The following is a 12,229-nucleotide window of genomic DNA, read 5'->3' as shown; positions in this document are numbered from 1 at the left end:
AATTGGAGTGGTGAAATGGTCTTTGCCGACATTGCCGAGAATGGCAAGTTCGCGCCGGGCAAGCTGGCGGCGACGCTGTTGACCACCGTTGAAGAGGTGGCGCAGACGGCCGGGCTGAGCCGTGACGCGGTGGCCCGCCAGGCGCGGGCCGGAACCGCCAAGACCCAGAAGCGCCTGCGCGAGATGGTGGAGATCCTCACCCGCGTCAGCCCGCGCTTCGGCTCCGACCTGCTGGCCTATGCCTGGTATCGCTCCACCCCGCTCAGCGGATACGGCGACGTGACCGCCATGCGGCTGGTGCAGGACGGGCGGGCGGAGGCGGTGCATCGCTTTCTCGACAGGCTGGACGCCGGCCTTCACGCCTGATGCGCTGGTCGGGCACGGTTTACCGGGCACTCAATCCCTACTGGGCCTACCGGCCGCTCTCGGGCGAAGGGGCGGCGCAGTTTGGCGGGCGGTTCAACCGCGCGGGCGTGCCTGCCCTCTACACGGCGCTCTCTGTCGAAACCGCGCTGCGGGAGGTGCAACAGGCGGGCACCTTCATGCCGGTGACGGTGGTAGCGCTGGAGGTCGAGGCGGAGCGGGTGCTCGATGCGACCGACCCGGCGGCGCTGGCCGCAGAGGGGGTGACGGCGGAGGACCTGGCGCAACCGGATTGGGCCGACGAGGCCGACCGGCGCGGCGTGGCGCGGGTTCAGGAGATCGCGGCGCGGCTGGCCGAACGCCATGACGCGATGCGGGTGCGGAGCTTCGCGCCGGGTGCCGGGCCGGGCGACATCAACCTGGTGCTCTGGCGCTGGGACGGGCGGGTCAGGGTGATCGACGACCACCGGCGTCTGCGCTACCCGCCCGAGCCGCCGGAGTAGGCGTTTTTCCTTTGCAAATCACGGCGAGGGCTGTATATGCCCGCCGATACATGCGTGTGAGGCCCGCTCTGGCCAGAATCGCCCGGTAGCGAACCCGGGGTCGGGTCTTCCCGCGCGAACCAGTTTTGATTGCCGTTCTCGCATCGAGGCGGCCCGACGAGAGAGAGACACACCATGGCCAACTCGCCCCAGTCCAAGAAACGCGCCCGCCAGAACGAAGCCCGCTTTGCGGTGAACAAGGCGCGCCGCTCGCGCATCCGCACCTTCCTTCGCAAGGTCGAGGAAGCCATCGCCTCCGGCGACAAGGAAGCCGCCACCGCCGCCCTGCGCGCTGCCCAGCCCGAGCTGATGCGCGGCGTCACCAAGGGCGTCTACCACAAGAACACCGCAGCCCGGAAAATGTCGCGCCTCACTTCCCGCGTGAAGGCCGTCGGCAACTGAGTCGCTGCGACATTTCTGCCAGAGGGCGCCACCTTCGGGTCGGCGCCCTTTTTTGTTCTCACGTGGCGCGAGAGTCATAAAAACTAGGGCGTTCAGAGGGGTGGCAGGATTCGCCTCGGAAAAGATTGAGTCAAGTCAAAAGGTCAGTTGCCGGGCCGCGCGACGCCTTGCTATCACCAATCCTGCGATTCACGTCGCCTAGGGGGGACATGGTCGTTTCCGGCCAGGTCTCGGAGCTTCAGGGGAAGCGCTGCACCGAGACCGCACGTCGGAAACGAGTTGTTGTCGAATAGAGTCTGCAAGGGCGGCCGGAAGGCCGTGTGAGCAGGTTCGCTGCTGCCGACGCAACATGTCCGAAGAGATGTCACTGGCCGACGGGCATAGCTTGCGTCCGTTTGGTCCGCCTTATTGTTTGCTCGGTCGAGCAGCCTGTGCGGTGCGACGCAACAGGCAGGCTTAAGTGTTGTCCTACCCCCGAGGTGTATGGGCCGCAGCGGTGCGGGCCGCCAGGATTAGGCAGGGGCGGTTTGTTTATGAGTGGAACAAACATAAGACGGGACAGGACATTCGGAATGCCACAAGAACGATGGGGCCAGGTTAGCGAAACGCTCAGGACGACGGTCGGGCACAACAATTACAAGACCTGGATCGAACCCCTCAAGCTGAGCAGCCTGGAAGACGGGGTTGCGCATTTCGATGTGCCGACCAACTTTTTCGGCAACTGGGTGAGCCGCAATTTCTCGGACACGATCGTCAAGCACATGAGCCGGGACGGGCTCCAGGTGCGGCGGCTGGAGTTTCGCGTTCCGTCGGCGCGGCCGCGGATGCAGCCGACGGCCGGTGCGCCTGACCGCGTCGCGGCCTCGGCCGATGGCACGAGCCAGGCCGGCAGTGCGGGCCGTGGAGCAGCGTCCGGGTCGGGGACCGGCCAGGACGGTGGCGACGATGACCTGCCGGGCGCCTCACTAGATGAACGCTTCACCTTCGAGAGCTTCGTTGTCGGCAAGCCGAACCAGCTGGCCTATACCGCCGCGCGCCGGGTGTCGGAGGGGGGGCCGCTCACCTTCAACCCGCTGTTCCTGTATGGCGGCTCGGGCCTCGGCAAGACCCACCTCATGCACGCCATCGCCTGGGCGCTGAAGGAGAACTGCCCGGAAAAGAAGGTGGTCTACCTGTCGTCGGACCAGTTCATGTATCGTTTCGTGCGGGCCCTCCGCGAGGACGGGATGCACGAGTTCAAGGAGGCCTTCCGCTCAGTCGACGTGCTGATGGTGGATGACGTGCAGTTCTTTGCGGGCAAGAACAGCACGCAGGAAGAGTTCTTTCACACGTTCAACGCGCTCTCGGATCAGGGCAAGCAGATCGTCATCAGCGCCGACCGCGCGCCGCACGACATCAAGAAGATCGAGGACCGGATCGCGAGCCGCCTGGCCTCGGGCCTCGTGGTGGACCTGCACCCGACCGATTACGAGCTGCGCCTCGGAATCCTCCAGCAGAAGGCCGATTTCTATCGCGGCCACTACGGAAACCTGGAAATCTCCAAGCATGTGCTGGAGTTTCTTGCCCACCGGATCACCGGCAACGTGCGCACGCTCGAGGGCGCGCTGACCCGGATCTTCGCCTTCGGCAACCTTGTGGGCCGCGAGGTGACGCTGGACATGGTGCAGGAGTGCCTTGCCGACCTGCTGCGCGCCTCCGAGCGCAAGCTGACCATCGAGGAGATCCAGCGCCGGGTGTGCGAGCATTACAATGTGCGCATCTCCGACATGACCGGCCCCAAGCGGCACCGCACCATTGCCCGTCCGCGCCAGGTGGCGATGTTCCTCGCCAAGGGGCTGACCTCGCGCTCGCTGCCCGAGATCGGCCGCCGCTTCGGCAACCGCGACCATACCACGGTGCTTTATGCGGTGCGGAAGATCGAGGAGATGATGCAGACCGACAGCGGCCTGGCCGATGATGTCGAGATGCTGAAGAGGATGCTCGAGGCCTGATCCGGGCGGTGGGCAGATTGCCCACCCACCATGTCGCGGGGGGCGCTCTTGACGCTCCTCCAAAACTCACGAAACTGCGAGAAACAACTTGCCTGCGGGGGCGAAACGCATAGTCTGCGCGTCCCGGCACCATGGGGGACAGAGCAATGAAATTCTCGATCGAGCGGGCCGTCTTGCTGAAGGCCATCGCGCAGGCGCAGTCGGTCGTCGAGCGGCGCAACACCATTCCGATCCTCGCCAACGTGCTGATCGAGGCCGAGGGGGATGGCGTGCAGTTCCGCGCCACCGACCTCGATATCGAGGTGGTCGACAAGGCCCCGGCGATGGTCGAGAAGGCGGGCGCGACGACGGTGAGCGCGGTGACGCTGCACGAAATCGTCCGCAAGCTCCCCGATGGCGCCCAGGTGCAGCTCTCCGACGACTCCGCGGCCGGGCGGCTGACAGTGGCGGCCGGGCGCTCGAACTTTCAGCTCGCGACCCTGCCGAAAGAGGATTTTCCGGTGATGGCGTCGAGCGAGTATGGCGCCAACTTCAGCGCCGATGCGGGCACGCTGCGGCGGCTCTTCGACAAGAGCAAGTTTGCGATTTCCACCGAGGAAACGCGCTATTACCTCAACGGTGTCTACATGCATGTCGCCACCGGCGAGGATGGGCAGGCGCTGCGCTGCGTGGCGACCGATGGGCACCGGCTGGCCCGTGTGGACGCGCCGCTGCCCCAGGGCGCGGAGACGATGCCCGGCGTAATCGTGCCGCGCAAGACGGTGAACGAGCTGCGCAAGCTGCTCGATGACGACGAGGCGCAGATCGCCGTTTCCGTCAGCGAGACCAAGGTGCGCTTTGCCACGCCCGAGATCACGCTGACCTCCAAGGTGATCGACGGCACCTTCCCCGATTACACCCGTGTCATTCCGACCGGCAACACCAAGAAGCTCGAGGTGGATGCCGCCGAGTTCGCCCGCGCGGTGGACCGGGTGGCGACAGTTTCGAGCGAGCGCTCGCGCGCGGTGAAGCTCTCGCTGGATGAAGACCGGCTGGTGCTGTCGGTCAACGCGCCAGACAGCGGCAACGCCGAGGAAGAGCTGGCGGTGGCCTATGCCGACGAGCACCTCGATATCGGGTTCAATGCCAAGTACCTGCTGGAGATCGCCAGCCAGGTGGACCGGGAGAACGCGGTGTTCCTGTTCAACTCCGCCGGCGACCCGACCCTGATGCGCGAAGGCTCCGACACCTCTGCGCTCTACGTCGTGATGCCGATGCGGGTTTGATGGAGCGCGGGCCAAGGCCCGCGCCACCGATATGCCCCGCCTCGCGCTCACCTCTCTGACCCTCTCGCATTTCCGCTCGCATCGCCGGGCGGAGCTGGTGCTGGATGGCCGGCCCGTCGCCCTCTGGGGGCCGAACGGGGCGGGCAAGACCAACGTGCTGGAAGCCGTGTCGATGCTCTCGCCGGGGCGCGGGCTGCGGCGGGCGGCCACAGAGGAGATGGCCCGCGCGCCGGAGGGGCTGGGCTGGAAGGTCAAGGCGGAGCTCACCTCGCTGGGGCACCACCACGAGCTGGAAACCTGGGCCGAGGCGGGTGCCTCCGGGCGCTCGGTGAAGATTGATGGCAAGACGGCGGCGCAGGTGGCGCTGGGGCGGCTGGCGAGGGTTGTCTGGCTGGTGCCCGCGATGGACCGTCTCTGGATCGAGGGCGCGGAGGGGCGGCGGCGGTTTCTGGACCGGATCGTGCTGAGCTTCGAGCCCTCGCATGGCGAAGCGGTGCTGGCCTACGAGAAGGCGATGCGCGAGCGGAACCGTCTGCTGAAGGACATGGTGCGCGATGCCCATTGGTATGCCGCGCTGGAGGCCCGGATGGGCGAGGAGGGCGCGCGTATTCACAGGAATCGGGAGGATGCGCTGATCCGGCTGGCCGGGGCCCAGGGCGAGGCGGATGGGGCCTTTCCGGCGGCGGAGCTGGTGCTGGCCCATCCGGAGCCGGCCTGCGACACGCCGGGCGATGCCGAGGCCCTGACCGCCGCGCTTGCCGAGGGCCGCGCGCGCGACCTTGCGGCGACCCGCACGCTCGCCGGCCCGCACCGGGCTGACCTCGATGCCACCTACATCGCCAAGGCCACCCCGGCGCGGCTTTGCTCCACCGGCGAGCAGAAGGCGCTGCTGTTGTCGCTCATCCTCGCCAATGCGCGGGCGCTGGCGGAGGATTTCGGAGCGCCGCCGCTGCTGCTGCTGGACGAGGTGGCCGCGCATCTGGATGCCGGCCGCCGCGCCGCGCTCTATGCCGAGATCGAGCGGCTGGGCGCACAGGCCTTCATGACCGGCACCGGGGCGGAGCTCTTCGACGAGCTGGGCGGCAAGGCGCAGCATTTCGAGGTCACCGAAGAGGCCGGGGTGTCGCGGGTGCGGGAGGTTTCGGTGTGAGGTCAGGGCTCTCCCTTCACGTGCCGAAGGCGGCGGGATGGTCGACCTTTGGGGGCAGGGCGGCCCGGGCATGCCGCTTTGCCGCGGCGGGCGCGCCATGACGATCACGCCGGCCGAACTGGGGCTTTATGCCTTTGCGCTCCTCATCCTCTTTCTCACCCCCGGCCCGGTCTGGATGGCGCTCACCGCGCGGGCGCTCTCGGGCGGATTCAACGCGGCATGGCCGCTGGCGCTGGGCGTGGTCATCGGCGACGTGCTCTGGCCCTTCCTCGCGATCTACGGGATCACCTGGGTGACGACCGTCTTCGCGGGCTTCATGACCGCGCTGAAGTGGGTTGCGGCGGGGATCTTCCTGGTCATGGGCGCGCTGATCCTGCGCAACGCGGGCAGGACCATTGCCACCGACAGCCGCCTGACCCGCCCCGGCATGTGGGCCGGCTTTGCCGCGGGCGTCGCCGTGATCCTGGCCAACCCGAAGGCGATCCTGTTCTACATGGGGGTGTTGCCGGGCTTCTTTGACCTGACCCGCGTGACCTGGGCCGACATTGCCACCATCACCGCGATCTCCGCCGTGGTCCCGCTCTTCGGCAACCTCGTCTTCGCGCTGATGATCGACCGGGCGCGGCGGTTGCTGGCCTCGCCGAGGGCGCTGAGGGGCACCAACATCGTGGCGGGGAGCCTGCTCATGGTGGTGGGGCTCGTGATCCCGTTTACCTGACGGAAATCGTCACTGGCGTTCGAGAACTTCCCCGGTATCCTCTCGAAAATGCGCCTGCTCGTCGTCGTCTTCCTCTGCCTCACGGCCTTGCCCGCTCTCGCCGAGAAGCGGGTTGCGCTGGTGATCGGAAACGACCGCTACGAGAACATCAGGCCGCTGGCCAACGCGGCCAACGATGCCGACACGGTGGGCGCGGCGCTGGAGGCGCTCGGTTTCGAGGTGTTCTACGAGCGCGACCGCGACAAGCGGCGGATGGAACGGGCTCTGGAAGACCTCGAATACGATGGCGAAGGGGCCGATGTGGTGGTGGTCTATTTCGCCGGGCATGGCTTCGAGGTGGGGGGCGACAACCGGCTGCTGCCGGTGGACGGCAAGGGCGAGAGCCTGGAGACGCTGATGGAGACGAGCCTGAGCCTGGGCGACATCCGGGCCCGGGTGGCGCGGATCGCGCCGGTGGCGGTGGTGCTGGTGGATGCCTGCCGGGTGGACCCTTTCGAGGGGTCCGAGGAGGGCCGGGCGGCGGTGGCGCTCAAGGCGGGCGAGTCGCCGGGGTTTGCCGCCGTGCCACGGGCCGAGGGCACGCTGATCGGGTTTTCGACCGCACCGGGAGCCGTGGCGCTGGATGGCGAGGGCAGCAACTCGCCCTTTGCCGCCGCGCTGGCGCGGCATCTTGCGGTGCCGGGGCTGGAGGTGCGCTCTGTGCTCACGCTGGTGCAGCAGGAGGTGTATGACCGCACGCGGGGTGCGCAACTTCCTTATGTGGAGAGCGCCCTGCCGCGGCTCTTTTTTGCCGCGGGACAGAGCGATGCCCTGCCGGAACGGGAGCGGTTGCTGCTGGCGATGGCGGAGCTGACGCCCGATCTGCGGGCCGAGGTGGAGCGGGTGGCCCGCGACGCGCGGGTGCCGCTGGCGCCGATCTACGGGGCGCTCCTGGCGGCCGACCTGAGCGGGGCCGCACCCAGCGAACGCGCCGAGAAGCTGGCGCAGGCGGCGCGGGCCTTCAGCGAGACGCAGGCGCAGCTGCGGGCGCTTTCGGCCTCGGACGGGGCGGTGGCGGAGATGCGGCAGAAGGCCGAGGCGCGGCTGGAGCTGGGCGACTTCACCGGAGCGCTGCAGGCGCTCGACGCGGCGGTGGCACTCGACCGGGCTTCTGGCGACGCGCTGAAGGAGAACCTGCTGGCCCGCCGGGTGTCGGAGGCGGAGACCCTGCGGATCAAGGCCGGCGTGGCGCGCACCCGGCTGGATTATGCCCTCGCCATGGAGGTGTTGCAGCAGGCCGGGGCTATCCATGCCGAGATCGCCGCATTGGGGCCGACCCGCGAGATGCGGCTGGCGCGGATCGCGCTGTTTGCCGAAGCGGCCGAGCTCTTCGCGCTGATGGGCGATACCCCTCTTGCGCAGGAGGCTTACGAGGGCATGCGCGACCTTGCGGCGGCGGAGCTGGAGGCTGGCCCCGATGACCTGCAAATCCGCCGGTTTCTCTACACGGCCTTCCTGGGCATCGCGAAGGCTCAGAAGGGGCTGGGCGACAGCCGCGCGGTGCGGGAGGCGCTGGAAATGGCGCTTCGGTCGCTGCGCGCGGGCGAAGGCCCCGGCGCCGAGCGGCAATATGACATCGACCTGTGGGAAATCGAGATGCTGCTCGGTGACCTGGCGATGTTTCTGGGGGAGTACAGGGATGCCCTGCGCAACTTCGGCGAAGCGGCAGACCGGATGCGGCCCCATGCGGAGGCCACTCCGGACGATCTGGAGGTGCAGGAGCGGTTGGCGGAGGCCAACGAGCGGCGGGGAGATGCGGAGATGGGCGTGGGCGCGGCGATGCGCGCCTTCGACACCTATTGGGAGGGGCTGGAGGTTTACCTTGCCCTCCCGCGCGGCGCCGGCGCGCGCGACGACCTTGCGGTGGGCCGGGCGGCAATGAAGGCGGGCGTGGCGCTGCTCGGGGCGGGCGATCCGAAGCAGGCGCTGGCCTACCTGACCCGCGCCGAGCAGTTCCTGCGGGAAAAGCGAGAGGCCGACCCGCAGCGAGCCGCCCTGAGCCGCGCCCTGAGCCAGACGCTGACCGGGCAGGCGCGCGCCCATACCCGCCTGTGGGAGCTGGAGCCCGCGGTGACCCAGGCGCGTGAGGCGCTGGAGCTGCTGGAGCCGCTGATGATGCAGGCTCCGAAGGACACGGCCAACCTGCAGGCCCGGTTCGAGGGCCTGGAGGCGCTGAGCGCGGCGCTCGGGCTCCGCGGCGCGCAGGAGGAGGCCACGGATCTTCTGGAGGAGGCCCGGCGGGTGCTGGATGTGGCGCGGGAGACCAATCCGACCAACATGGGCCTCGTCTACGACAGCGTCGCGCTGGACATGCGCCTGGCGCAGCGCGAGGCGCGGACCGGTGCCCGCGAGGCAGCGCTGGACCGGCTGATCGAGGCGAGGGGCTATGCCGGGCTGCTGGTGGACCTCGACGACAAGAACCCGCGCTGGCAGACTCTCCAGCTCGACCTGAACCTCAGGATCGAGACCGAGCAGCTCGCCCTTCAGGGGCCGGATATCCACTCCGACCTGTTGCTGACCCGCACCCATATCGTGCTGGGGCGGCTGTGGTTCCGGCTGCATGACGGGGCCAATCCGCGGCGGGCGCTCGAGCTCGGGCTCGGGCAGTTGCGGCTGGGGCAGACGGAGCTGGCGCTGGGTGAGCTGGTTGGAGCCGACGAGACCCTGCGCAGCGCCTATGAGGAACTGACCTCGGCAATGCAGAGGATGGACCCGGCCGAACCGCTCTATCTTGCCGCGGAGGCGGCGGCCACGCTGGGGGATCTCGAGCTGAACCACGGCAGCGCGGAGAGTGCGGCGGCCTGGCACCGGATCGCGTTGGACCTGCGCAAGCGGAGGCTGGAGACCGGGGAGGACAACCTGCATCTGCGCTGGCTGGCCTCGGTGAGCCATGAGCAACTTGGCAACGCCTTGAAGGCGCAGGGCGACCGGGAGGCGGCGATTGCCGAACATGTCGTGGCCCGCGACATGCGGCTGGACATGCTGGAGGTGGCGAAGGCCGACAGCGGCATCACCTGGGGGCTCTTCGTCAGCTACTTTCAGCTGGCCGATCTGGGTGTGGAGCCGGCCGCCAACATGGCCCGGGCGCTGGCCGTTCTGGAGGAGATGGAGGGCAAGGGCTGGCTCGCCCCGGAGCAGGCCGAATTCATCGCCGTCACGCGCGACCGGATCGCCGAATTCGGTCAGGAAAATCAGGCGGATGGCACGGCCACGAAAAGCCCCTGAAAAGCGGCTGATTTTCCTGTCATCTGCGTGACATCCCCGGCCCGACGGCTTATAAGTCCGGCACAACAACAACGGACAGGCGGCATGGCCGAAAACGCACAGGCACCCGAAGAATACGGCGCGGATTCCATCAAGGTTCTCAAGGGCTTGGAGGCTGTTCGCAAACGCCCCGGCATGTACATCGGCGACACCGATGACGGCTCCGGCCTGCACCACATGGTGTATGAGGTCGTGGACAACGGGATCGACGAGGCGCTGGCCGGGCATGCCGACCGCGTGGTGGTGACGATCCATGCCGACAGTTCGGTTTCGGTCTTCGACAACGGGCGCGGGATTCCGGTGGACATGCACCCCGAGGAAGGGGTCAGCGCCGCCGAGGTGATCATGACCCAGCTCCATGCGGGCGGGAAGTTTGACCAGAACAGCTACAAGGTGTCCGGCGGCCTGCACGGCGTGGGCGTTTCGGTGGTGAACGCGCTCTCGGACTGGCTGGAGCTGCGGATCTGGCGGAACGGCAAGGAGCATACCGCCCGCTTCGAGCGGGGCGAGACGGCGGAGCACCTGAAGGTCGTGGGCGAAGCGGCGGGCAAGAAGGGCACGGAGGTGCGCTTTCTGGCCTCGACGACCACCTTCTCGAACCTCGAATACAGCTTCAAGACGCTGGAAACTCGCCTGCGCGAGCTGGCCTTTCTCAACTCTGGCGTTCGCATCCTGCTGCGCGACGAGCGCCCGGCGGAGCCGCTGGAGAGCGAGCTGTTCTACGAGGGCGGGGTGCGCGAGTTCGTCAAGTACCTCGACCGGCACAAGACGCCGGTGATGGAGCTGCCGATCTTCATGGAAGGCGAGAAGGACGGGATCGGCGTGGAAGTGGCGATGTGGTGGAACGACAGCTACCACGAGACGGTGCTGCCCTTCACCAACAACATCCCGCAGCGCGACGGCGGCACCCATATGGCGGGATTTCGCGGTGCGCTGACCCGCACGATCAACCTCTATGCCCAGTCTTCGGGGATCGCGAAGCGGGAGAAGGTGACCTTTTCGGGCGACGATGCCCGCGAGGGGCTGACCTGCGTGCTGAGCGTGAAGGTGCCTGACCCGAAGTTCTCCAGCCAGACCAAGGACAAGCTGGTCTCCTCCGAGGTGCGGCCCGCGGTCGAGGGGCTGGTGAACGAGAAGCTCGCGGAGTGGTTCGAGGAGCACCCGACGGAGGCCCGCCAGATCGTGGGCAAGATCGTCGAGGCCGCGCTGGCCCGTGAGGCGGCGCGCAAGGCCCGCGAGCTGACCCGCCGCAAGACGGCGATGGATGTGGCGAGCCTGCCCGGCAAGCTGGCGGATTGCCAGGAGAAGGATCCGGCGAAATCGGAGCTCTTCATCGTGGAGGGTGACTCGGCGGGCGGTTCGGCCAAGCAGGGCCGGGCGCGAAGCAACCAGGCCGTGCTGCCGCTGCGCGGGAAGATCCTCAACGTGGAGCGGGCCCGGTTTGACCGGATGCTTGCCTCCGAGACGGTGGGCACGCTGATCACCGCGCTCGGCACCGGGATCGGGCGCGACGAGTTCAACATCGAGAAGCTGCGCTACCACAAGATCATCATCATGACCGATGCCGACGTGGACGGCGCGCATATCCGGACGCTGCTGCTGACCTTCTTTTACCGGCAGATGCCGGAGATCATCGAGGGGGGCTATCTCTATATCGCGCAACCGCCGCTCTACAAGGTGTCGCGCGGGCGGTCGGAGGTGTATCTCAAGGACGTGCCGGCGCTGGAGGATTACCTCATCGCGCAGGGTGTGGAGGGCGCCGTGTTGCGGCTGCCCTCGGGCGAAGAGATTGCCGGGCAGGATCTGGCACGGGTGGCCGATGCCGCGCGGAGCTTCCGCCGCATCCTTCAGGCCTTCCCGACGCATTACCCGCAGCGGATTCTGGAGCAGGCGGCCCTGGCCGGGGCCTTCGAGCCGGGCCGTGCCGATGCCGACCTTCAGGCCGTCGCCGATGCCATTGCCAACCGGCTCGACCAGGTGGCGGTGGAATACGAGCGGGGATGGCAGGGGCGGATCACCCAGGACCACGGGATCCGGCTGGCGCGCATCCTGCGGGGGGTCGAGGAGATCCGCACGCTGGACGGCGCGGTGCTGCGCTCGGGCGAGGCCCGACGGCTGGCCCAGGTGGCGGCGGAGAGCCGGGATGTCTATCGCGAGACCGGCAAACTGAGCCGCAAGGACCGCGACACCCCGATCCACGGCCCGCTCGACCTGCTCGAAGCGATCCTCGAAGAGGGCGAACGCGGGCTGACGCTGCAGCGTTACAAGGGCCTAGGCGAGATGAACCCCTCTCAGCTCTGGGAGACCACGCTCGACCCCGAGGCGCGCACGCTGTTGCAGGTGAAGGTGGAGGACCTCGCGGAGGCCGACGACCTCTTTACCAAGCTGATGGGCGACGTGGTGGAACCCCGCCGCGAGTTCATCCAGCAGAACGCGTTGAGCGTGGAGAATCTCGACTTCTGAGGTTGGCAGGACAGTTGACGCCATGGCCGGAG

9 protein-coding genes are annotated in these 12,229 nt (G+C 67.9%); all 9 read left to right on the top strand.

What is annotated here, in order from left to right; all coding sequences use genetic code 11:
* Window positions 1-15 precede the first annotated feature (15 nt).
* The 9 genes from BUR94_RS14530 (at window position 16) to gyrB (ending at window position 12,197) form a co-directional block, all read left to right on the top strand.
* Window positions 16-366 (top strand): DUF2384 domain-containing protein, encoded by a 351-nt coding sequence (locus BUR94_RS14530; protein ID WP_074256907.1) that lies wholly within the window; start codon window positions 16-18, stop codon window positions 364-366.
* The gene (locus BUR94_RS14525) at window positions 366-866 is read left to right on the top strand and encodes an RES family NAD+ phosphorylase (protein WP_074256906.1); all 501 of its coding nucleotides are present in this window, start codon (window positions 366-368) and stop codon (window positions 864-866) included. The genes BUR94_RS14530 and BUR94_RS14525 overlap by 1 nt, the downstream gene beginning before the upstream one ends.
* A gap of 174 nt (window positions 867-1,040) precedes the next feature.
* On the top strand, window positions 1,041-1,307 hold the full coding sequence (rpsT, locus tag BUR94_RS14520) for a 30S ribosomal protein S20 (RefSeq protein ID WP_074256905.1): 267 nt from the start codon (window positions 1,041-1,043) through the stop codon (window positions 1,305-1,307).
* A gap of 572 nt (window positions 1,308-1,879) precedes the next feature.
* Entirely contained in the window at window positions 1,880-3,298 is a 1,419-nt protein-coding gene (gene dnaA / locus BUR94_RS14515) for a chromosomal replication initiator protein DnaA (RefSeq protein WP_074256904.1), read from the top strand.
* A 146-nt stretch (window positions 3,299-3,444) separates the two neighbouring features.
* On the top strand, window positions 3,445-4,563 hold the full coding sequence (gene dnaN / locus BUR94_RS14510; RefSeq protein ID WP_074256903.1) for a DNA polymerase III subunit beta: 1,119 nt from the start codon (window positions 3,445-3,447) through the stop codon (window positions 4,561-4,563).
* A gap of 31 nt (window positions 4,564-4,594) precedes the next feature.
* Entirely contained in the window at window positions 4,595-5,713 is a 1,119-nt protein-coding gene (gene recF / locus BUR94_RS14505) for a DNA replication/repair protein RecF (protein ID WP_074256902.1), read from the top strand.
* 97 nt (window positions 5,714-5,810) lie between these two features.
* A complete protein-coding gene (locus BUR94_RS14500; protein WP_074257745.1) occupies window positions 5,811-6,431 on the top strand; it encodes a LysE family translocator in 621 nt (206 codons plus the stop codon).
* A 48-nt stretch (window positions 6,432-6,479) separates the two neighbouring features.
* Window positions 6,480-9,695 carry a caspase family protein gene (locus tag BUR94_RS14495; RefSeq protein ID WP_074256901.1) on the top strand — a complete coding sequence of 1,072 codons (3,216 nt, stop codon included), beginning with the start codon at window positions 6,480-6,482 and terminating at the stop codon, window positions 9,693-9,695.
* Between the two features lie 84 nt (window positions 9,696-9,779).
* The gene (gyrB, locus tag BUR94_RS14490) at window positions 9,780-12,197 is read left to right on the top strand and encodes a DNA topoisomerase (ATP-hydrolyzing) subunit B (RefSeq protein ID WP_074256900.1); all 2,418 of its coding nucleotides are present in this window, start codon (window positions 9,780-9,782) and stop codon (window positions 12,195-12,197) included.
* Window positions 12,198-12,229: the final 32 nt, after the last annotated feature.

The organism is Vannielia litorea (genome assembly GCF_900142295.1).
Taxonomy (GTDB): domain Bacteria; phylum Pseudomonadota; class Alphaproteobacteria; order Rhodobacterales; family Rhodobacteraceae; genus Vannielia; species Vannielia litorea.
This window is presented reverse-complemented; position numbering and strand designations above follow the sequence as displayed.